Here is a 21,070-nt window from a genome sequence, read left to right on the forward strand (position 1 = left end):
TTCAATTGGACATTAGTAATAAATACAGTTTTTGCACTTCGATTTCCCGCCCGAATACAAAACTTCAAATCTTTGCGTAATTCTTTGAGGTTAATTTTCCCCCACTGGAATTAATTTTCTACAATTCAAATTTCCTTCCTTGTTCTGGAAATATAAAATCAACTCCTAAAGAGTTTTCTTTTTTCAATTGCTCTTTAATTTTTTGAATATTTTTTGTTGGCGGTTTTCTATGAGTGATGATAATTTTAAAATCCTGTAAGCTTCCTTTTCCGGCGAATTCCTCCAATTTACTGAGTTCTTTCATTAAATGATTCGGCGTTAAATGTCCATACAAAGCATTATCAGGCTGTTCATTTGGGAACGAAACCTCAATAAAAATTCCTTTTAGCTGTTTTTCTTTAATCAGAGGAGCAACAGCTTGCCATAATATTCGCAGATCATTGCTTTTTTCAATTTCATCAGGACCAGTATCGCCTAAATATAAAACATAATTTTCTTCGTTTTTGATTAAAAAAGCAGTGCTTTCAAAGGGATTCACATGGCTTAAAGGAAACGCTTTTACAGTCATTTCGGTATTGGTTAACGGGATTTCTTCACCAAGAGGAAGTGTTTGAAAATGATACTTTTTTATCAGAAAACCCACACCTTCATCACCAAAATTTGCCCAAGTTTCTCCATTAAAATAATGTTCTTCCATCATCTTCATGCATTTTTTTGCAGCATAAACTGTCTTGGAGGAATCAGCCGGAGAGTTAATAATCAAACCCGAAACATGGTCGAGGTGAGCATGAGAAATAAGATACCCTTTGATATATTTTCGTAAAATTTCATCAACCGAAACTGTGAATATATTATTTGCAATTGCTTTTTCAATTCCAGCATTTATTGTTCCAGCATCAAGACAGATAAAAGTATTGGTATTTTTAGGAGCAACTAAATAGGCCGAAAGATTGGTTTCGTCAACACCGCCTTTAACTCCCAAAGGAACTACATCAAAAACTTTTTTCTGAGCAAGCAATGGTGAAAAAATAAAAAACAAACCAATAAAATATAGCGAGATGGATTTCATGTTAAAACAGGATTATAAGTTTATTTTAGACTATAAAATTACTCTCTTCTTTTTTAATGGCTGTATTTTTTTATAAAAATTGGGAACAGCACATTAGAAAACTATAATTTTGCTGTTATAATTTAAAAAATAAAAAACATTTCGATTTGTTTCGTTAGTTTTTATCACTTCAATAGTATCCAAGTTTCTCTTTAAAATAATATCTTTACAAAAAAATATAACATTTTTAACTAAAAAAGTTACAATGACAACAATAACGAATCAATTTGGGATGAAAGAGGCATTAGCGCAATTGGGAGTTAAAGCCATAAACGAAGGGACTTCGACAGGGATTAATCATTTTTCAAACGGAGAAATTCTCGAGAGTTTTTCGCCAGTAGATGGCAAATTAATTGCTTCTGTAAAAATGACAACTCCGGCAGATTACGAAAAAGTAATGCAGACCGCTGCCGAAGCTTTCAAAACATTTCGATTGATGCCAGCACCACAGCGTGGAGAAATTGTACGTCAGTTTGGAGAAAAATTGCGCCAAAATAAAGAAGCTTTAGGCAAATTGGTTTCTTATGAAATGGGTAAATCATTGCAGGAAGGATATGGAGAAGTTCAGGAAATGATTGATATCTGTGATTTTGCAGTAGGATTATCTCGTCAGTTGCACGGATTAACCATGCACTCAGAGCGTCCAGGACACAGAATGTATGAGCAATACCATTCATTGGGAATTGTTGGAATCATTTCAGCGTTTAATTTTCCAGTTGCCGTTTGGTCTTGGAACACAGCACTGGCTTGGATTTGCGGTGATGTTTGCGTTTGGAAACCATCAGAGAAAACACCATTGTGCGGAATTGCATGCCAAAATATTATTGCAGAAGTTATCAGAGAAAACAACCTTCCGGAAGGGATTTCTTGTTTGATTAATGGAGATTATACAATTGGACAATTATTAACTGCCGATAAGCGCGTGCCTTTAGTTTCGGCTACAGGTTCTACCCGCATGGGTAAAATTGTGGCTCAAACAGTTGCCAGCCGTTTAGGAAAATCATTATTAGAATTAGGCGGGAATAATGCGATTATTGTTACTCCAGATGCTGATATAAAAATGACCGTTATCGGAGCTGTTTTTGGAGCAGTAGGAACAGCAGGACAAAGATGTACTTCGACTCGTCGTTTGATTATTCACGAAAGTATTTATGATAAAGTAAAAGACGCTGTAGTTTCGGCTTACGGGCAATTGAGAATTGGAAATCCATTGGACGAAAAAAATCACGTTGGACCATTAATTGACACTCAAGCGGTAGAAATGTATAATAATGCATTGACCAAAGTTGTTGCCGAAGGGGGTAAAATTTTAGTTGAAGGTGGCGTTCTTTCAGGAGAAGGATATGAAAGCGGCTGTTATGTAAAACCAGCCATTGCCGAAGCACAAAACTCATTCGAAATCGTTCAGCACGAAACTTTTGCCCCAGTTTTATATTTAATTAAATATTCTGGAACAGTTGAGAATGCAATCGATGTTCAAAACGGGGTAGCTCAAGGATTGTCTTCAGCGATTATGACAAATAACTTGCGTGAAGCAGAACATTTTTTGTCAGCTGTAGGTTCCGATTGCGGAATAGCCAATGTAAATATAGGAACTTCTGGAGCCGAAATTGGTGGTGCTTTTGGAGGAGAAAAAGAAACTGGTGGTGGCAGAGAATCTGGTTCTGATGCTTGGAAAATTTATATGAGAAGACAAACCAATACGATCAATTATACCACAAGTTTACCATTGGCACAAGGAATAAAATTTGATTTGTAATTAATTTTAAGGCATAAAAAAAGGGGCTTGTTTTAGTTAACAAGCTCCTTTTTCATTAGGATTTAATCTAAATTAAACGAAGCACCTATACTAAAAGTAACCTGATTGTTTAAATGATCAAATGCTTCTTTATCATCGCTGTATTTTGCAATTGGGAAGCCAAGTTCAGTAAAAACACCAAAACCTTCAGAAAAAAAGTAACGGCCGCCAAGATGACCGCCAAAATTGCGTAATCCTAAGCTCAAACCTGGATAGATATCTAATTGGTCTACACCAATTACACTGCTCAAATTTGCATTAACTCTAAATTTTGCATCAAAACGATCTTGAAATTCTGGTTTTATGTTTTCACCATTAATACCTGAAAACTCATCTACTCCTAATAAATAAGCGGCTACAAATCCATAAGAGAAATTTTCACCAAGACCAAAATCAGCAGATGCTTGAATTCCAGAACCTCCGTCTTGTATATTGGCTCCAATATTAATTTTTGCATCACCTTTACCTTTAAAGGCCTGTTGTGCATTTGTAATGCAAAAAGAAACTAAAAATAAAACTGTAATAATTTTTTTCATTTGTTGAAAATATAAATAATTAATTTTTGGCAAATATAGTGTTTAGATTCTATTTCGTCCTTTTTCTGTAGGATATAAACTAGGTAAAAGTTCGCTTTGCCAAAATTCTTTCGTATCGACATCCAGTATTGTCAGCGGTCCTTTGAAAGCAGCGCTAGTGTCAATATTCCAGACATTAGCCTTTTGTACAGGAATTATTTCTCCAATTCGGGAAACTGGGGTATGGCCAATGTAGATTTCGCTGTATAAGGTAAATCGTTTTGGATAATAGGGATGATCTGATTTCATTTTTGGGTCTAGTGCCAAAGCCGTTTCCCAAAGGGTTCTGTCCCAATAAAACAGCTTCGGAAAATATTCATAGTTCACACCATTCATATTGGTAAAACCAGCGTGTATGAACATTCTGTTTTGTTCATCTAAATAATAATCTTTTAGAGATTCTAAGAATTTCACATGCTTTTTTTTGGTTTCTTCATTTACACTTTCATAGGCCAAAACGGTAGCTTCGCCTCCATGCTGATGCCATTGCTCATTGTTTTTATTGTTTTGGAGCCATTCTCTTAACAGCTCATCATGATTACCGCGAATGCAAACGACATCATGAGTTTTTTGTAATGCGATTAAAAAATCAATTACCTGCGGGGATTGGCTCCAGCCATCTACATAATCTCCCAAAAAAATAAGTTTGTCTTCTGTGCTTACGTTTGCTCTTTCCAGAATTTGATGCAGGGCTCTTAAACCGCCATGTATATCTCCTACTACTAATGTTCTCATATTCTCAATTTGTTCTTTTACAAAAATAGCAGAAAAGTAGAATCGATGCATTTTTTTTAAAGATATAAAGCAGTTTATCTATAAGAAAGAAAATGGAGTGTAAAGAGTTTGAATTTTAGAGACAAAGTGATTTTGAAAAAAAATAAGAATTAAGCCTAAAATAAATTTAAGTTTTTATTAAGAATAAATCGGTTGAAAGGGTGCTTATAGTCGTTGAATTTCAATATAATAATAAACGTAGTATAGTAATTTTCAGTATTTTTGAAATTCAAAATATCATTATTTTTAGGGATTGTTTGGTATTAGGAATCATTGTAATTTTACTTAAAAATTTTTTAAAATGAATGCACTTCTCACCTTATTGCTTTTAATGACTAATTTTATTTGTCAAGTTATTATTGATGTGGTTACTTGGGTAGCGGGATTATTCAGCTAATATATGATAAATGGAATTGCAATAAGAAAATATCTTATTGTACATCATACTTCATTTTTCTTAAAATTCGTAAAGCTTCTTTGAACGAAAGATATACTTGCGTGAAAGGTTTCAATAACTCTTTGGCATCTATCAGCTTTTGTTTAGCATCTTCAAAACCATTAAGGTAACAAATCATGAAGGTGGAAGGCAAATGATTTAAATCCTTTTTTTCCCGCTCCGTTAATTTAATATTTTTTTCGAGTTTATGCAGCAAAGCAATGTTCGAATTGTAAATATGGAATAACATTTTCTTGTTGTATTCCGGCGGTTCAAAAAGTATTTTTCGGTCAATTTTATAATACCCGTTATCATGAAAATGAATTGTTTGCTGTTCAAGAGGATAGTAGCTGGTCTTGTCGTTCAATCCCAGCGGAACATATTCAATAATTGTAAAACTGTCTTCGTCGTAGTTAATTTCAACCACATCTTGAGCCGAATAGAATAATTTGATCTGTTCGTTAATCAGTTCAATATCAACTCGGGATAGATAGGTTATGTTTTTGGATTTTTTGACAATTCCTGCCCAGCAGATGACAAATAATTCTTTGAAGACGTTATATTTTGGAGCCATGTCTTTATGGCGGTAATTCATAAAATCAATCACGCCGTCTAGCGTATATTTGATACTGTTTCTTGAGTTATTTTCAATACCGATAACGGTTTCTGTATTTTGATGATTTTTTTCTACCTCACCTTCAATCGGCATCGTATTGCTTCCCCGTCGCACAAAAATAGTATTGGCAGGAATTGTATGTATGCCTTTTTTAAAAAAAGAAGTTTTGCTATTGGGTTTTATAGTAACAAGTCCAATTACTTTGTCTTTCGGCAAATTAGGAAAAGGGACGTTTTCATATTGAATTCTGGGCGGATTTTCAAGAAAAGCATTTACTAAATTCTGAATCCTGCTGTCATCAAAAAAATCATCGCCAACAATTTCATTGTTCTCATCCTCGACTCCAACTACTATATAAGAATTATTAGTCGGATTAGAATTGGACAAGGCACAAATGTGTTTCAAAAACTTTGCTTTGCCCTCTCTGGTATGTAGATTCAGCTGTCTTTTTTTATCATAAAAACTGCTCTCATCATTGTGAGCAAGAAGATTTTTGATAAGAAGCCGCTTGTTAATCATTGTTAATACTGGATAGTTTGAATAAAAAATATACTAAACTGACAATTTGGTACGTTCTAAATTTACTGATTTTATATCAATTAAATTAACTAAAAATGTAATTATCAAAGATTATGAAAACAATTAAGTCAAGTACATTAGTTTTTTTTGCAATGACAATGTTGAGTCTTGTTTTTATTGGATGTAATGAAAATGATGATTCTTCAAGTTCAGGTACGTCAAATGTCATCGTAAGATTGTCTGATGCTCCCGGAGATTATAAAGAGGTAAATCTTGAGGTTAAAGATGTTTTGATAAAAAACAGCTCAAGTACTGATGATCAAGGCTGGGTAAGTATTGGAAAAAATCCAGGGGTTTATAATTTACTGGATTTAACAGGAGGGGTAACTGTTTTAATAGCAGATAATGCTATTACTTCAGGATATTTGGGACAAATTCGAGTATTGCTTGGTGAAAATAATACAGTAGTGCTTAAAGATGGCACTACACATTCTTTGAAGACACCAAGTGCTCAACAATCTGGATTAAAATTACAAGTTAATCAGACGTTACTCGCGGATAAAACCTATGAATTCTTATTGGATTTCGATGTAGAGCATTCAATTGTTGTCCAAGCTGGAGCTTCTGGTAGTTATAATTTACATCCAGTTATCCGGGTTTCAACAAAGGAAACTTCGGGAAGTATTAAAGGAACTATTAGTCCGCTATTAGTTGACTATCAAGTTCTAGCCTCTGTTCAAGTAGGTACAACAACAGTATCTGCCTACGCTAATGATGCTGGAGTGTTTCAATTGGACGGACTGCCTGTTGGAATTTATACGGTTACTTTAACTCCAGATATAGCATCAGGTAAGGCGATAAAAACAATTCTGGAAGTAGCTGTTGTTAATGGAGCAGTAACGGATATAGGGAATATTGCATTATAAGATAAATTTGCATTATTTCATAAAACAAAAAACAGCTAATTATTTCAGCTGTTTTTTGTTTTTAATTAAGGAACATCATTTCCTGTGCTTGCTGTCCATAGAGAAAACCAATCTTCTACTTCCATTTCAAAAGTAGTGGACTGCATTAACTGACTTGGCTATGCAACAGCAGGAGGTCTGAATAATCGGTCTGCAAATGTTTCAGAAACTGTTCAGCTCAAGCAATGATGTAGTCTTTGGAATTGGAATAATGCTTGATTGTGTTATTTCTGTTTTCAGATATCATTTGGATGCTGCACTTCGAAATTAACTGAATATCACTGTGGTTTATTTTGCTTTCGCTGAAAGTTTTCCAAAATCTTTTTCGGTCGTGTAACCGCCATAAATATCCGCATGATCGAAGGTAGAAATGCCACTTTCGAGATATGAATGCATGAGGGCCTTCATTTGTTCGCTGGTGCAGTTTTTGACCTAAATTCGCCAAATCATAGTGGCGGCAATAATTTTGAAAAGGGAATTTTACTCATGGTTTATTTTTTTTTGTTCCCCCTTGATTATGGGGTTAATTTATTGAATTTGAAGTTTATTTTTTTTTGTTCTTAAAAATAGATAAATACAATCATAATTCGTCCTTAAAATTGGGGGATCTGTAGAAGTTTTAACCATTTTTTAACATCCTACTTCTAAAAAAAAATTCAATTTGCACCATCAAATTAAGGATACCAAAAACAAGAGGTTTAAATATAATAATATGGAACAAAATACAGCGACTTTAGACATTAGAGCAATCAATGAAAAAATCGAAAGAGAAAGTGCTTTTATAGACCTTCTCACAATGGAAATGAACAAAGTTATTGTGGGTCAGAAACATATGGTCGAAAGACTGTTAATTGGACTTTTGGGACAGGGACATATTCTTTTGGAAGGAGTTCCCGGACTGGCCAAAACATTAGCCATAAATACACTTTCACAAGCTATTCAAGGTTCTTTCAGCAGAATCCAGTTTACACCAGATTTATTGCCTGCCGATGTTATTGGAACTATGATTTACAATATTAAAGCCAATGAGTTTTCTATAAAAAAAGGACCAATCTTTGCTAATTTCGTTCTTGCCGATGAGATTAACCGTGCTCCCGCCAAAGTGCAGTCTGCATTATTGGAGGCGATGCAGGAAAAACAAGTTACTATTGGTGATACGACTTTCAAATTAGACAAACCGTTTTTAGTTTTGGCTACACAAAACCCTATTGAGCAAGAAGGAACTTATCAATTGCCGGAAGCGCAGGTTGACCGTTTTATGCTAAAAACCGTTATCGATTATCCAAAGATGGAAGATGAGCGTTTGGTAATTCGTCAAAATCTTAAAGGAAGTTATGAAAAAGTAAATCCTGTAGTTTCTGTAGAACAGATTTTGAGAGCTCAAGAAGCTGTCCGTGAAGTTTACATGGACGAAAAAATAGAGAAATACATACTGGATATTATTTTTGCGACTCGTTATCCAGAGAAATATAAATTGGCTGATTTGAAACCTTTAATCAGTTTTGGAGCTTCTCCCCGCGGAAGCATCAATCTTGCTACAGCTGCTAAATGTTATGCTTTTATCAAACGCCGTGGCTATGTAATTCCCGAAGATGTCCGCGCAGTAGTTCATGATATTTTGCGTCATAGAATTGGAGTTACTTATGAAGCGGAAGCCGAGAATATTACATCGGTAGATATTATCAATAAAATTATAAATGAAATTGAAGTACCCTAAAAAGTGAAAAGTAATAAGTGAAAAGTAATTAGCCTTGGTTGGTTACTATTCACTATTCACTAGTTACTAATTACTAAAGAAATGGATACAAAAGAGCTTTTAAAAAAAGTACGCAAAATAGAAATCAAAACCCGAAGATTGAGCGACCACATCTTTTCGGGCGAATACCATACATCGTTCAAAGGACGGGGGATGACGTTTAGCGAAGTGCGGCAATATCAATTTGGCGATGATATCCGTGCTATCGATTGGAATGTAACCGCTCGTTATAATGAAGCTCACGTTAAAGTTTTTGAAGAAGAAAGAGAATTAACCATGATGTTAATGGTTGATATTTCCGGTTCCGAAAGCTTTGGCTCTAAAAACCAATTTAAAAAAGAAATTGTTACCGAGATTGCCGCTACAATGGCATTTTCGGCTACTCAGAACAATGATAAAATTGGATTGATTTTATTTTCAGATCAAATCGAATTGTATATTCCGCCCAAAAAAGGGAGGTCTCATGTGTTGCGTATCATTCGGGAACTGATAGAATTTGAACCTAAAAGCTATAAAACGGATATTGCACAAGCCTTGAAATTTTTATCGGGTACTCAAAAAAAGAAAGCAATTGTGTTTGTCATTTCCGATTTTATGTCTGCAGAATATGAGCATACATTGAAGATAGCTTCAAAGAAACACGATATTACAGGTATCAGAGTGTATGACATTCGAGAAGAAAAAATGCCGAATCTAGGAATCGTTCCAATGACGGATGCTGAAACAGGCGAGACCAGATTAATTGATACAGGATCAAAATCAGTACGGACGAGTTATGAAAAACACTATCACGATAATGTGAATTATTTCAAAGAAACTTTTAGCAAATCAGGTTCGGGTGTTGTAAATACTAGAGTGGATGAAAGTTATGTTACCAAATTATTAGGCTATTTTAAATCGCGATAGTGATTGTTAATCTTCAATCAAAAATCAAAATTTCCCAAAATAAATGTTTAAAAAACTATTAATATTCCTACTGTTTTCGACTTCACTTTTTGCACAGCAAAAAGTAGTCACCAGTATCGATACTACAAAAAATAAAATTGGAGCTGAGTTTAAACTGACTTTAAAAACTTCGGTTGATACGCTGTCCACAGTGGTTTTTCCAAAGCTAAAAAACATAGGAGCGCTTGAGGTAATTCATTCCTATCCAATTGACACCATCAAAAAAGACGATCGTTACGAATTAATTAAAAAGTACGGTTTGACTCAATTTGATTCGGGCAGATATACCATTCCAAGCATTAAAATTCTGATAAACAATAAAGCATTTTTGAGTGACTCCATCAAAGTTGAGGTTGCCAATGTGCAGGTCGATACATTGAGACAAAAAATGTACGACATTAAAGAGATTGTAAAAGCCGAAGATTCTTCAGATTGGTGGAAATATTTTTTGGGAATAGTATTGATTTTGGGAATTGGAGCTTTTGTTTACTGGTACACCAAAATTCGTCAGAAGAAAAAAATTGAAGAAGAAGTTTATAAAACGCCAATTGAAAAAGCGACAAGTCTGCTTAATATATTAGAGAAGAAAGAGCTTTGGCAGCATGGAGAAGTCAAAGAATACTATAGTGAACTGACGGATATTGCCAGAAATTATATTGAAGAAGCAATAGAAATTCCTGCAATGGAAAGCACTACGTCTGAATTGATTGAAGGACTTAAAACGGCTTCGCTAAAAAAGAAAATGAAGCTTTCTCAGGAAACGATAGAAAATTTATTTGCCGTTTTGAAACAGGCCGATTTAGTAAAATTCGCCAAATCAAAACCGCTGGAATTTGAAATTACCGATGACCGAAACAAAATTCAAAAGGCGATTTTAACACTTGACGAAGCGATCCCGGTTGAGGTGCCAATTGAGGAAGACACTATTTTGAATGAAGCTCAAAAGCAAAAACAAATTCAGATTTTACTTAGAAAAAAGAGAAATCAGCGTATTGCAATATCGGTTGGATCTGTTTTTTTCTTACTTTTTGCAACTACGGCTTTCTTTATAGCTACTAAAGGATTTGACTATGTAAAAGATAATATACTGGGGCATCCAACTAAAGAATTACTGGAAGGCGATTGGGTTAAAAGCGAGTATGGGAACCCAGGCGTTATCGTTGAAACTCCAAAAGTTTTGAAGCGGATGGATTTGACAAAATCATTGCCAAAAGACGGAATGGCATTGATCAAAGAGATGCAGTCATTTGGATATGGAAGTCTGCTGGACAATTTTTATATTATGGTATCCACTATAAAATATAAACAGGAAGGAAAATTGGATCTGTCCAAAGCTATTGAAAGTTCTTTAAAAGTATTGGAAAGCCAAGGGGCGCAAAATATGATTGTTAAAGAAGAGGATTTCCAGACCAATAAAGGAATTACAGGCAAAAAAGGATTCGGAACTTTCTCAAGAATAGATGGTAACAGTCAAACGAGTTCCAAAATATATTATGAAATAGTGCTTTTTGGACAAGAAGGCGGATTACAGCAAATCATGATTCTTCACGAAGAAGGAGATCGCTATGCGACAGAATTATCAGACCGTATTCTGAATTCGGTAGAACTTAAAACTGCAGGTAACTAATGGAAAAAATAACCTTTTTAAATCCAGAATTTTTTTGGTTGTTCCTTCTAATTCCGATTGCAGGCGTTTGGCTGGTTTGGAAAAGGACTCAGAGGTCTGCTACCCTAAAGATGAGTTCGCTTCAAGGATTCAAAGGAACGGAATCTTTGCTAACGAAATTAAAACCGGCTTTAGATGTTTTACGTTTATTGGCATTGTCATCATTGATTGTGGCTATGGCCAGACCCAGAACAGTGGACATCAGCAATAAGACCAAAACAACAAAAGGGATTGATATTGTTGTGGCTGTCGATGTATCCGGAAGTATGCTTGCCAAAGATTTGAAGCCAAACAGAATGGAAGCCTTAAAAAGAGTAGCTGCCAAGTTTGTTGACGAAAGACCAAATGACAGAATAGGATTAGTAGTTTACGCTTCTGAAGCCTATACAAAATCACCGGTAACAAGTGATAAAGCGGTTATTCAAGAAGCCATTGCTAGCATTAAATACGATAATGTTTTACAAGACGGAACTGGAATCGGGATGGGATTGGCAACAGCTGTAAATCGTCTTAAAGATAGCAAAGCCAAAAGTAAAGTTGTTATTTTATTGACAGACGGGGTAAACAATGCAGGATTTATCGAACCCGAAACGGCATCAGACATTGCACAGCAATATGGAATAAAAGTATATACAGTAGGTATTGGAACTAATGGAATGGCTGAGTTTCCTTATGCAATTGCACCTAATGGACAATTTTTATTTCAAATGATGAAAGTGGAAATTGATGAAAAATTAATGCAGAATATTGCTGCAAAAACTGGTGGTAAATATTTTAGAGCAACCAGCAATGACAGATTAGAACAAATTTATAACGAGATCAATAAGCTGGAAACTACTGAAATCGAAGAATTGAAATTCTATGATTATGATGAAAAATTCAGGCCTTTTGTTTTACTGGCAGGTTTTTTATTGTTGGTTGAATTCATTTTGCGCAAAACAGTATACAGGAGTTTTATTTAGGTTTAAACACAAAGTACACGAAGGATGCGCCAAGACCACAAAGAGAAAGTTATAAAAAGTAAAAAATAAAGATGAGCGAAAATGATATATCAAAAATTGTTTTTGAAAGTGCATTAAAAGTTCATCAAGTTTTGGGTCCAGGTTTATTAGAAAGTGCTTATGAAGAATGCCTATTTTATGAGTTAAAAAAGCACAATTTAAAAATTGAAAAACAAAAACAATTGCCTCTAATTTATGAGGAAGTTAAGCTGGATGCGGGTTATAGAATAGATATTATTATTGAAGATAAATTTATAGTTGAAATTAAATCAGTTGAAGCTTTGAATGACGTGCATTTGGCGCAACTGTTAACATACTTAAGATTGTCAAATTGTAAATTAGGTTTGTTAATTAATTTCAATGTCAATTTATTGAAAAATGGTGTCAAAAGAGTAATAAACGGAACTTTATAAAAAAACAGTTTGCAATTAACTTTGTGGACTTAGTGAAAACTTAGTGACCTTAGCGGTTAAATAAAATGGAATTAGACGAACGCAATTATTTATACCTTCTTTTTATACTGCCAGTTTTGGTGGTACTTTTTCTGTTTAATTTATATTGGAAAAGAAAGAAACAGCGCGAATTTGGAGATTTGGAAGTCATCAAAAGACTAAGCCCTGAACGTTCCGTTTTTAAGCCGGCTTTAAAATTGGCAGTATTGCTTTTGGCATTACTGGCGCTGATTATAGGTTTGGTGAATCCAAAAATAGGCACCAAGGTAGAAACCGTAAAAAGAGAAGGAATAGACATTGTTTTTGCGATGGATGTATCCAAAAGTATGCTTTGCGAGGATGTAGCTCCAAGCCGTTTGGAAAAAAGCAAACAAATCGTATCACAGATTATCAATCAGCTGGGGAATGACAGGATAGGAATTGTGGCGTATGCCGGAAGTGCCTTTCCAGTACTGCCGATAACAACTGATTATGGTGTGGCCAAGATGTATCTGCAAAGCACGAATACCGATATGGTTTCTTCTGTAGGCACTTCTTTTGATGATGCCATCAAAATTTCATCTACTTTTTTTGACGATAAAAAAACCAGTAAATTGCTGATTATGATATCTGACGGAGAAGATCATTCTGAAGGAGCCGAAGCGGCAGCAGAAGAAGCAAATAAATTGGGAATCAAAATTATTACCATTGGAGTAGGTACAGAAAAAGGAGGAACTATTCCTTTGAAAAGAAATGGAGTTGTCGAAAGTTATAAAAGAGACAACAATGGAGAAATTGTTATCACAAAATTGGTTCCAAAAAACCTTGAAGCAATAGGGAAAGCGACAAAAGGTGGTTATGTAAACGGAAACAATACCAAAGAAGTGGTAGATTACATAAAAGCAGCATTGGATAAAATCCAAAAAACAGAATTTGAAGCAACCCAAATGGCCGACTTCCAATCGCAGTTTCAATGGTTTTTAGGATTTGGATTCGTATTATTATTTGCGGATATTTTCTTATTAGACAGAAAAACCAAATGGGTAAATAAATTGGATTTATTTGGAGAAAATAAATAAAGTACAAAAATCAAGCAAAACAGTTTTGAAAGGAATATTGAAATGAAAAATAGAATTATATACTTATTGCTGATGCTTTTAACTTTTGTGGCCAATGCCCAAGAGAAAGACAAAATTTTGCCTAAAGCAAATGAGGAATTTGCTGCTAAAAATTTTGTGGAAGCTGAAGCCGATTATAGAATTTCACACTCTAAATTTCCAAATAGAACTGTGGCTTCCTATAATTTAGGAAATGCAATTTACAGGCAAAATCAGTTTTCGGAATCCAAATCTGCGTATGCTAATGCACTGAAAAGCTTAAAAACTAGACCACAAAAACATAAGGCTTTTCATAATTTGGGAAATGTTTTTATGAAAGAGAAGGATTATACCCAAGCTGTTGAAGCGTATAAAAATGCATTGAGAAACAATCCTGAAGATGACGAAACGCGTTATAATTATGCTTTGGCTAAAAAAATGCTAAAAGATAATCCGCCTCCAAAAGACGATAAAAAGAAAGACAAGAATAAGGATAAGGACAAAAACAAGGATAAGAAAGACGACAAAAAAGACAAAGACAAAAAGGACGACAAGAAAGACGGCGATAAAGATAAAGACAAAAAGGGCGATAAGAAAGACGGAGACAAAAATAAAAAAGATGACGGTAAACCCAAAGATGATGGTCAGCCAAAACCAAAACCAGGCGGGATTCCAAAACAGCGAATGGAAAATCTTTTGGATGCTGTAAACAACGAAGAAAAGAAAATACAGGATAAAGTAAATGCCAATAAAGTAAAAGGGTCTCCTGTAAAAACAGAGAAAGACTGGTAAAATTCAAGTTTATTTGTTTAATCGTTTATTTGTTTATTTGGAACACTTAAACGATTAATCAGTTAATATTTAAACGTTTAAAAAAGTAATGAAAAGATTTTTAATTTTATTTCTATTATGTTTTCAAGGACTTTTGGCTCAAGTGCAATTTGAGGCAAGAGTGAGCAAAACGACGCTTGGACTCAATGAGAGACTTCGTATCGATTTTGTGATGAATATTGATGGCGATAATTTTGCGCAGCCTTCTTTTGAGGGTTTTAGAATTATTGCTGGACCAAGTCAGCAGGTTAGCCAATCTTGGATCAACGGAAAAACATCTTTCGAGAAAAGTTATTCTTATTTTTTATTGCCTACTCAAAAAGGCACTTTGACAATAAGACAAGCCGTTATTGAATTTAACGGCCAGATTTATAAAACACAGCCCATAAAAATAAATGTAACTGCCGCTACAGAACAGCCGAGAGATCCAAATGATTCTCAAATTTCTGCAGATGATAATCTCTATTTAGTTGCCGAAATTTCCAATACTAGTCCATACATCAATCAGCCGATTACGGCGGTTTATAAATTGTATTTCAGTTATAATATTGGAATTACAAAATGGGATGAACTTAGCAAACCCAAATACAATGATTTTTGGAGCCAAAATATTGACATCAAACAGTTAGTTGCAGAAGAGGGAATGTTTAAAGGCGAGAGATACCGTTATATTGTATTAAAGAAAGTAATCTTGTATCCACAAAAATCAGGAAAGCTGGTGATTCAACCTTTGGCAATGGATATTGATGTTCAGCTGCCTACCAACCGTAGAAATATGTATGGTCAAGTAGAAATCATTAATGGAAATAAACGCGTATCGGCAGGAGCCAAAACTATCAATGTAAGACCGTTGCCAGAAGCAGGAAAACCTGCAGATTTCACTGGAGCCGTAGGTAAATTTGATTTCCAAGCGATTCCTTCAAAAACCACTTTGAAAAGCGGAGAAAGCTTAGATCTTGTTTTGAGCGTTGCCGGGACAGGAAATCTAAAATTATTTACGCTGCCAAAACCCGAAGTGCCAAACGCATTAGAAATGTATGATGCCGTTCACAGCGAAAAAGTAAACATACCATTATCTGGTATGAATGGTAAAATATCCGATTCTTATACTATTGTACCGCAATATAAAGGGGATTATGTTATTAAACCGATGCGTTTTTCATATTTCGATTTAGGAACAGGTACTTATAAAACAATCAGTTCATCGGAGATAAAAATTAATGTCTTGGACGGACCGTCACAAACGGCAGCCACACATGACACCGCAAGCGCAGGTAAAAATAAAATTGAGCCTGTTGAGCAATTCAGATATATTGATTTAAGAACAGATCTTTTATCAAGTAAAGAACCAGCTTTTTTTGGTTCTAATAAATTCTATGGTTTATTGTTATTGCCATTTTTATTGCTTCCGATAATTGTATTATTCAGGAAGAAAAAAGAAGCGATCGATAGTGACGTTTTTGGAAACCGAATCAAAATGAACAATAAATTGGCTAAGAAATATCTGTCTGAAGCCAAAAAACAAATCAACAATAAAGAGCCATTTTATGTCGCGCTGGAAAAAGCGATGCATAATTTCTTGAAAGCAAAATTACATATTGAAACCTCTGAAATGAGCAAGGATAATATTCAAGAATTATTATTGTCCAAAAAAGCAAATCCTCAGGCAGTAAATGATTTTATTGCGCTGACCGAAAATTGCGAGATTGCGAGATATGCGCCATCATCAAGCGCAACAATACAGCACGATTTTGATAAAGCGGTAGCCATCATTTCTGAATTAGAAAAACAAATCTAAGCTACTAAGAAGCTAAGTTTCTAAGATGTTAAGAGTCTAAAAATCTAAGGAACTTAGACTCTTAGAAACTAAAAAAAAATTAAAATGAAAAATATCTTTTACTTATTATTATTGGTTTCACAAGTTTTCTTTGCCCAAACAGGCTTTGAAAGGGGAAATGATTTATATAAAAGCGGGAAGTACGAACTTGCAGTCAAAGAGTATGAATCCGTTTTGGAAACAAACAAAGAATCAGCTCAATTGTATTTTAACTTAGGGAACTGCTATTATAAACTGCAGCAAACTGCTCCGTCAATTTATAATTATGAGAAAGCTTTAGTTTTAGATCCAACAAACAAAGAGGCATTAAACAATATAAAATTTGCTCAAAAACGTACAATAGATGAAATTAAAGTAATGCCTAAAGTTGGTTTTGCAAAACTCCTTCGTGATTTTACTGGAATTTACCCATTCGATACTTGGGCCTATATCTCCATTGGCTTTGCATTTTTGTTTTTGGCTCTTTTTATAGGTTATTATTTTTCTCAAAGAGGAGTGATTAAAAGAGTTTTCTTCTCGGGAATGTTTATAGTTTTACTTTTTGTACTAATGAGTGTTGTGGCAGCTTTTTTTGAAAAAAGTCATTTTGACAACGAAAGACCAGCAATCGTTTTTGCCGAATCTGCTGATGTTAGAAGCGAACCTCAAAAGGCAAGCAACTCGATTTTTATGCTGCACGAAGGCACTAAAGTCTATGTAGAAGAAACATTAGACAACTGGAAAAAAATTCAGTTAACGGATGGAACTGAAGGCTGGATAGACAGTAAGGCAATAAAAGAAGTGAAGGATTAGTTTTCTGATTCCAATTAGCAGATTTCAGTCGGCAGTTTTTTCTGCTTTCTGCAGCCTGAAATCTGCCATCTTAAAAAAATTACTTCCTCGCTTTGTCATACCACTTCTCAATAGACGGAAATATAAATCCTGATATTTTTTGAATCGGGTTAAAGAAAATGGATTTGTCCAGCGTTTTTTTTTTGGCTAAATAATTATGGTAATTTATTTTTTCGAAAACCGTTAAAAATATGCTGATGATTAAAATGGTTTTCAACACTCTAAAAAAACCGCCTCCCAGACTGTTGATCCAGCCCAAAAAAGCAAAATCAGCTACATTGGTCAGGAATTTTCCAAGCATATAAATCCCAATAACAACGATGATAAAAGTTAAGATAAAAGCAAAAACCTGAATGGTATATGGATTCCAATGCAGCCAGCCTGATAATATGTTTTTTATAATATCCGAAAATTTTATGGCAATATAAATACCCAAAATAAGGGAAAAGAACGAAGCCATTTCCACAAAAAGCCCGTTTCGGATTCCTTTATACAATGAAAAACACAATAGTCCGCCTATAACAATATCAAAAAAACTCATTTTTTTATTTTAAAATTTGATGTTGCAAATATAAAAGAATTGTTCGGTAACCATTGTCAAATTTCAAGTTGTTATCTTTGCTTAAAATAATTTTAGATTTTAGAGTCCAGATTAAACAATTTAAACTCTAAACCATAAACTCTAAACCATAAACTCAAGATGTCAAGAGACACACAACTAAAAGAACGCTGGGAACGGCTTGTCGATATACTTTCCAATCAATTTTCACAAGGAGAAGATTTGGATTTGGATGCCATTATTTATCTAATAGGAGTACAGGAATTAGGAAAAGTGCACCGTGAGTTCAAGAAAGACGAGAAACTCAACTTGATGCATATCGCTATTTGCCGATTATTAGAACCTTACGGATTCTATGAATTCGACTATTTTGACGAAGAAGGCTGGCCTCATTATATAGTAAAAGAACAATTACCGCCTTTAAAAGCTGGAGAGCAATCCGTTTTGATGAAAGAAGCAATCGTCAATTATTTTCTGGAAAGGGAAGTTATTGATTAGTAAATAGTGAAAAGTAATTAGTGATTAGCAATATTGTTATTTTTTTTGGACTAATCATTAATTACTTTTCACTAATCACCAAAAAAAGCTAAATTTGCACTCTCAATTACGGAATGAAAATGATAGACAAGATAAAAGAATATATTGGTGAAGCTCAGGCGTTCTCCACACAAAACACAGCAGAGTTAGAAGCATTTAGAATAAAATTTTTGGGAACCAAAGGTTTGTTGAAAGATCTTTTTGCTGAATTCAAAAACGTGCCCAACGACCAAAAAAAGGAATTTGGACAAGTAATTAATTTACTTAAAACCTCTGCCGAAGATAAGGTAAAATCCATTCAGGAAACCTTAGCAAGCAAAGAAGAAGTTAAAGGATTTTACGGTGATTTAACCCGTACGGGAGAACCAACAATTATTGGTTCACGTCACCCTATTTCATTGGTGAAAAACCAAATTATCGATGTCTTTTCAAACATCGGATTTAACGTTTCCGAAGGTCCGGAAATCGAGGATGATTGGCACAATTTTACCGCATTAAACTTACCGGAATACCATCCGGCGCGTGATATGCAGGACACTTTTTTCATCCAGACAAATCCCGATATTCTGTTGCGTACGCACACTTCATCGGTGCAGGTGCGTTATATGGAGAATAACAAACCGCCTATCCGTACCATTTCTCCGGGAAGAGTTTTCCGTAATGAAGCTGTTTCGTCGCGCTCACACTGTATTTTCCATCAAATAGAAGGATTGTATATTGACAAAGATGTTTCTTTTGCTGATTTGAAACAAACCCTTTTGTATTTCACCAAAGAGATGTTTGGGAAATCAAAAATTCGTTTGAGACCTTCCTATTTCCCATTTACGGAACCTAGTGCCGAGGTTGATATTTATTGGGGTTTAAAAACTGAAACTGATTACCGTATCACCAAAGGAACCGGCTGGTTAGAAATTATGGGCTGCGGAATGGTAGATCCAAACGTTCTTAAAAACTGCGACATCAATCCGGACGAATACAATGGTTTTGCATTTGGAATGGGAATTGAGCGTATCGCGATGTTACTGTACCAAATTGGCGACATCCGTATGTTTTATGAAAATGACGTGCGTTTCTTGGAGCAATTCAAATCCAGTATATAAAAAAGCTACAAGTGAATAGTGATTAGTAATTAGTTCTGCTTCTTACTAATCACTATTCACTTTTTACTAATCACTATATTATGAAATCTGACATCACCATCCCCGAAGTAGAAAACGTATTCCTTGCTGCCGTTCAAGAATGGAGCGACGATTTTATGGAAAAAGTATGGTATGCTTATTTAATAAACGACAGTGATTTTCAGCTCGACAGCGTTATGGTGGTTTCCAAAGCCTTTGGAACAATCGACGGAGAAATGAAAAAAACCTCTCTTTTGCGCCACGCTTTTATAGAAGTTCCAGCTGTTTCTGTTGTAAAAATCGAAATGATAGAAAAAAGCGTATTGGCACTCAACAATGAATTTATGGTGACTTATTTCATTGGAAACACTTTATACGACAAAAAATTTATTTTCAAAGCCAACAGCATCAATGAAACGAATGTTGAAGAAGTACCGCTTTTGTTTGTAGATGGAGTGATGGTAAAATAAGTATTCAGTGATTATATCTGAGTGAATCAAACAAAAAAGGCATTTTCTCAAATTAGAAAATGCCTTTTTTATAATTGAAAATCTGCGTTCTCAAATTCGCAGACTGCAATCTAATCAAGTTCCTCAGTCAGTTTTTTAAATACTGCTTTAGCTTCTTTTCCTTCGTACAAAATAGCATAAACAGCATCAATAATTGGTGTGCTTGCACCATAACCTTGATTAAGCTTGTAGGCGCTTTTTACGGCATAATAACCTTCGGCAACCATACTCATTTCCATTTGTGCCGATTTTACGGTATATCCTTTTCCAATCATATTTCCGAACATTCTGTTTCTCGAAAAAACAGAATAACCCGTAACCAGTAAATCTCCTAAATAGGCCGAATCATTGATATTACGTTTCATTTTATGCACTTTCTTGATGAATTTTTTCATCTCCCGAATCGCATTACTCATAATAACCGACTGGAAATTATCGCCATAACCCAATCCGTGCGCAATACCGGCTGCAATAGAATAAATGTTTTTTAGCATTGCAGCATATTCAGTTCCTATAATATCATCTGAAATTTTTGCCTTGATATAATTTCCGGATAAATTTTTGGCAACGATACTAGCCTTTTCTTGATCGCCACAAGCAATGGTTAAGTATGAAAGTCTCTCTAAAGCAACTTCTTCGGCGTGGCAAGGGCCTGTAATTACGCCAATATTGTAATAAGGAATATCGTATTTGTAATGAAAATGTTCCCCAACGATTAAACTGGTTTCGGGAACGATTCCTTTTATGGCAGAAAAAATTATTTTGTCTTTCAGGGAAACTGTTAGTTTTTCCAACTCGCTGTTTAAAAAAGCAGAAGGAATTGCAAATATGATGTAATCTGCATAAGCGACAGCTTCGTTGATATCGTTGGTAAGTTTTAGTTTTGTATTGTCAAACTCTACAGAGCTTAAATAGTTGGGATTGTGCTTGTGGTTTTTAATGTGTTCTATGGCAGCATCATTACGCATATACCATGAAATCTCAGGAAGATTTACACACAACATTTTGGCAATGGCAGTAGCCCAGCTTCCGCCACCAATCACTGCAAATTTTAAATTATCGGCCATTTTTTTATTAAATTTCACCAAAAGTACTTAAAATTTCACCAATAACACAAATTAATTTTCGTTGCAGGTCTTGAATTTATTGGACTTCCCAATG

General features: G+C 34.7%; 20 protein-coding genes. 14 read left to right on the plus strand and 6 right to left on the minus strand.

Translation table 11 applies throughout. From position 1 onward, the window contains the following. Positions 1–118: 118 nt before the first annotated feature. Complete coding sequence (locus CLU83_RS17300) at positions 119–1,069, minus strand: MBL fold metallo-hydrolase (RefSeq protein WP_100432760.1); 951 nt, start codon at positions 1,067–1,069, stop codon at positions 119–121. Positions 1,070–1,313: 244 nt separating this feature from the next. Between CLU83_RS17300 and CLU83_RS17305 the strand changes: the two genes are divergently transcribed. Further along, positions 1,314–2,867 carry an aldehyde dehydrogenase family protein gene (locus CLU83_RS17305; protein WP_100432761.1) on the plus strand — a complete coding sequence of 518 codons (1,554 nt, stop codon included), beginning with the start codon at positions 1,314–1,316 and terminating at the stop codon, positions 2,865–2,867. Positions 2,868–2,929: 62 nt separating this feature from the next. Here the strand turns inward: CLU83_RS17305 and CLU83_RS17310 are convergent, their stop codons facing one another. From CLU83_RS17310 to CLU83_RS17320, 3 genes are all read right to left on the minus strand, one after another. Continuing rightward, complete coding sequence (locus tag CLU83_RS17310) at positions 2,930–3,442, minus strand: DUF6646 family protein (protein ID WP_100432762.1); 513 nt, start codon at positions 3,440–3,442, stop codon at positions 2,930–2,932. A 42-nt stretch (positions 3,443–3,484) separates the two neighbouring features. Further along, complete coding sequence (locus tag CLU83_RS17315) at positions 3,485–4,216, minus strand: metallophosphoesterase family protein (protein WP_100432763.1); 732 nt, start codon at positions 4,214–4,216, stop codon at positions 3,485–3,487. 470 nt (positions 4,217–4,686) lie between these two features. Further along, positions 4,687–5,826: an ATP-binding protein gene (locus CLU83_RS17320; RefSeq protein WP_100432764.1), complete on the minus strand. Its 1,140-nt coding sequence runs from the start codon at positions 5,824–5,826 to the stop codon at positions 4,687–4,689. Positions 5,827–5,939: 113 nt separating this feature from the next. Between CLU83_RS17320 and CLU83_RS17325 the strand changes: the two genes are divergently transcribed. From CLU83_RS17325 to CLU83_RS17370, 10 genes are all read left to right on the plus strand, one after another. After that, positions 5,940–6,752, plus strand: coding sequence for a DUF4382 domain-containing protein (locus CLU83_RS17325; protein WP_100432765.1), 813 nt, complete (start codon positions 5,940–5,942; stop codon positions 6,750–6,752). A 751-nt stretch (positions 6,753–7,503) separates the two neighbouring features. Then, a complete protein-coding gene (locus tag CLU83_RS17330) occupies positions 7,504–8,508 on the plus strand; it encodes a MoxR family ATPase (RefSeq protein WP_100432766.1) in 1,005 nt (334 codons plus the stop codon). Between the two features lie 81 nt (positions 8,509–8,589). After that, a complete protein-coding gene (locus CLU83_RS17335; RefSeq protein WP_100432767.1) occupies positions 8,590–9,453 on the plus strand; it encodes a DUF58 domain-containing protein in 864 nt (287 codons plus the stop codon). A gap of 43 nt (positions 9,454–9,496) precedes the next feature. Beyond that, positions 9,497–11,119, plus strand: coding sequence for a hypothetical protein (locus CLU83_RS17340; protein ID WP_100432768.1), 1,623 nt, complete (start codon positions 9,497–9,499; stop codon positions 11,117–11,119). After that, positions 11,119–12,120, plus strand: a complete 1,002-nt coding sequence (locus CLU83_RS17345; RefSeq protein ID WP_100432769.1) for a VWA domain-containing protein — start codon at positions 11,119–11,121, stop codon at positions 12,118–12,120. Before CLU83_RS17340 ends, CLU83_RS17345 begins: the two co-directional genes overlap by 1 nt. A 71-nt stretch (positions 12,121–12,191) precedes the next feature. Then, positions 12,192–12,572, plus strand: a complete 381-nt coding sequence (locus CLU83_RS17350; RefSeq protein WP_100432770.1) for a GxxExxY protein — start codon at positions 12,192–12,194, stop codon at positions 12,570–12,572. Between the two features lie 65 nt (positions 12,573–12,637). Beyond that, on the plus strand, positions 12,638–13,669 hold the full coding sequence (locus CLU83_RS17355; RefSeq protein WP_100432771.1) for a VWA domain-containing protein: 1,032 nt from the start codon (positions 12,638–12,640) through the stop codon (positions 13,667–13,669). A gap of 42 nt (positions 13,670–13,711) precedes the next feature. Then, positions 13,712–14,479: a tetratricopeptide repeat protein gene (locus CLU83_RS17360; RefSeq protein ID WP_100432772.1), complete on the plus strand. Its 768-nt coding sequence runs from the start codon at positions 13,712–13,714 to the stop codon at positions 14,477–14,479. Between the two features lie 88 nt (positions 14,480–14,567). Beyond that, complete coding sequence (locus CLU83_RS17365) at positions 14,568–16,316, plus strand: BatD family protein (protein ID WP_100432773.1); 1,749 nt, start codon at positions 14,568–14,570, stop codon at positions 16,314–16,316. Between the two features lie 84 nt (positions 16,317–16,400). Then, positions 16,401–17,147 carry a tetratricopeptide repeat protein gene (locus tag CLU83_RS17370; RefSeq protein ID WP_100432774.1) on the plus strand — a complete coding sequence of 249 codons (747 nt, stop codon included), beginning with the start codon at positions 16,401–16,403 and terminating at the stop codon, positions 17,145–17,147. Between the two features lie 79 nt (positions 17,148–17,226). On the opposite strand, the gene CLU83_RS17375 is transcribed toward CLU83_RS17370, so the two are convergent. Next, entirely contained in the window at positions 17,227–17,727 is a 501-nt protein-coding gene (locus CLU83_RS17375) for a CvpA family protein (RefSeq protein WP_100432775.1), read from the minus strand. Between the two features lie 159 nt (positions 17,728–17,886). Between CLU83_RS17375 and CLU83_RS17380 the strand changes: the two genes are divergently transcribed. From CLU83_RS17380 to CLU83_RS17390, 3 genes are all read left to right on the plus strand, one after another. Next, positions 17,887–18,243 carry a hypothetical protein gene (locus tag CLU83_RS17380; RefSeq protein WP_100432776.1) on the plus strand — a complete coding sequence of 119 codons (357 nt, stop codon included), beginning with the start codon at positions 17,887–17,889 and terminating at the stop codon, positions 18,241–18,243. Positions 18,244–18,362: 119 nt separating this feature from the next. Continuing rightward, positions 18,363–19,382: a phenylalanine--tRNA ligase subunit alpha gene (gene pheS, locus CLU83_RS17385; protein WP_100432777.1), complete on the plus strand. Its 1,020-nt coding sequence runs from the start codon at positions 18,363–18,365 to the stop codon at positions 19,380–19,382. An 80-nt stretch (positions 19,383–19,462) separates the two neighbouring features. After that, on the plus strand, positions 19,463–19,870 hold the full coding sequence (locus tag CLU83_RS17390; RefSeq protein WP_100432778.1) for a hypothetical protein: 408 nt from the start codon (positions 19,463–19,465) through the stop codon (positions 19,868–19,870). A 110-nt stretch (positions 19,871–19,980) separates the two neighbouring features. On the opposite strand, the gene CLU83_RS17395 is transcribed toward CLU83_RS17390, so the two are convergent. Beyond that, the gene (locus tag CLU83_RS17395; RefSeq protein ID WP_100433787.1) at positions 19,981–20,976 is read right to left on the minus strand and encodes an NAD(P)H-dependent glycerol-3-phosphate dehydrogenase; all 996 of its coding nucleotides are present in this window, start codon (positions 20,974–20,976) and stop codon (positions 19,981–19,983) included. Positions 20,977–21,070: the final 94 nt, after the last annotated feature.

The organism is Flavobacterium sp. 1 (assembly GCF_002797935.1).
In the GTDB taxonomy this organism is placed as follows: Bacteria; Bacteroidota; Bacteroidia; order Flavobacteriales; family Flavobacteriaceae; genus Flavobacterium.

Coding starts and splice junctions, on each gene's coding strand:
- CLU83_RS17390 (WP_100432778.1), top strand. CDS start 19,463: ATGAAATCTGACATCACCATCCCCGAAGTAGAAAACGTATTCCTTGCT.
- CLU83_RS17325 (WP_100432765.1), top strand. CDS start 5,940: ATGAAAACAATTAAGTCAAGTACATTAGTTTTTTTTGCAATGACAATG.
- CLU83_RS17330 (WP_100432766.1), top strand. CDS start 7,504: ATGGAACAAAATACAGCGACTTTAGACATTAGAGCAATCAATGAAAAA.
- CLU83_RS17335 (WP_100432767.1), top strand. CDS start 8,590: ATGGATACAAAAGAGCTTTTAAAAAAAGTACGCAAAATAGAAATCAAA.
- CLU83_RS17340 (WP_100432768.1), top strand. CDS start 9,497: ATGTTTAAAAAACTATTAATATTCCTACTGTTTTCGACTTCACTTTTT.
- CLU83_RS17350 (WP_100432770.1), top strand. CDS start 12,192: ATGAGCGAAAATGATATATCAAAAATTGTTTTTGAAAGTGCATTAAAA.
- CLU83_RS17355 (WP_100432771.1), top strand. CDS start 12,638: ATGGAATTAGACGAACGCAATTATTTATACCTTCTTTTTATACTGCCA.
- CLU83_RS17345 (WP_100432769.1), top strand. CDS start 11,119: ATGGAAAAAATAACCTTTTTAAATCCAGAATTTTTTTGGTTGTTCCTT.
- CLU83_RS17380 (WP_100432776.1), top strand. CDS start 17,887: ATGTCAAGAGACACACAACTAAAAGAACGCTGGGAACGGCTTGTCGAT.
- CLU83_RS17365 (WP_100432773.1), top strand. CDS start 14,568: ATGAAAAGATTTTTAATTTTATTTCTATTATGTTTTCAAGGACTTTTG.
- CLU83_RS17315 (WP_100432763.1), bottom strand. CDS start 4,216: ATGAGAACATTAGTAGTAGGAGATATACATGGCGGTTTAAGAGCCCTG.
- CLU83_RS17300 (WP_100432760.1), bottom strand. CDS start 1,069: ATGAAATCCATCTCGCTATATTTTATTGGTTTGTTTTTTATTTTTTCA.
- CLU83_RS17370 (WP_100432774.1), top strand. CDS start 16,401: ATGAAAAATATCTTTTACTTATTATTATTGGTTTCACAAGTTTTCTTT.
- CLU83_RS17320 (WP_100432764.1), bottom strand. CDS start 5,826: ATGATTAACAAGCGGCTTCTTATCAAAAATCTTCTTGCTCACAATGAT.
- pheS (WP_100432777.1), top strand. CDS start 18,363: ATGATAGACAAGATAAAAGAATATATTGGTGAAGCTCAGGCGTTCTCC.
- CLU83_RS17360 (WP_100432772.1), top strand. CDS start 13,712: ATGAAAAATAGAATTATATACTTATTGCTGATGCTTTTAACTTTTGTG.
- CLU83_RS17375 (WP_100432775.1), bottom strand. CDS start 17,727: ATGAGTTTTTTTGATATTGTTATAGGCGGACTATTGTGTTTTTCATTG.
- CLU83_RS17395 (WP_100433787.1), bottom strand. CDS start 20,976: ATGGCCGATAATTTAAAATTTGCAGTGATTGGTGGCGGAAGCTGGGCT.
- CLU83_RS17305 (WP_100432761.1), top strand. CDS start 1,314: ATGACAACAATAACGAATCAATTTGGGATGAAAGAGGCATTAGCGCAA.
- CLU83_RS17310 (WP_100432762.1), bottom strand. CDS start 3,442: ATGAAAAAAATTATTACAGTTTTATTTTTAGTTTCTTTTTGCATTACA.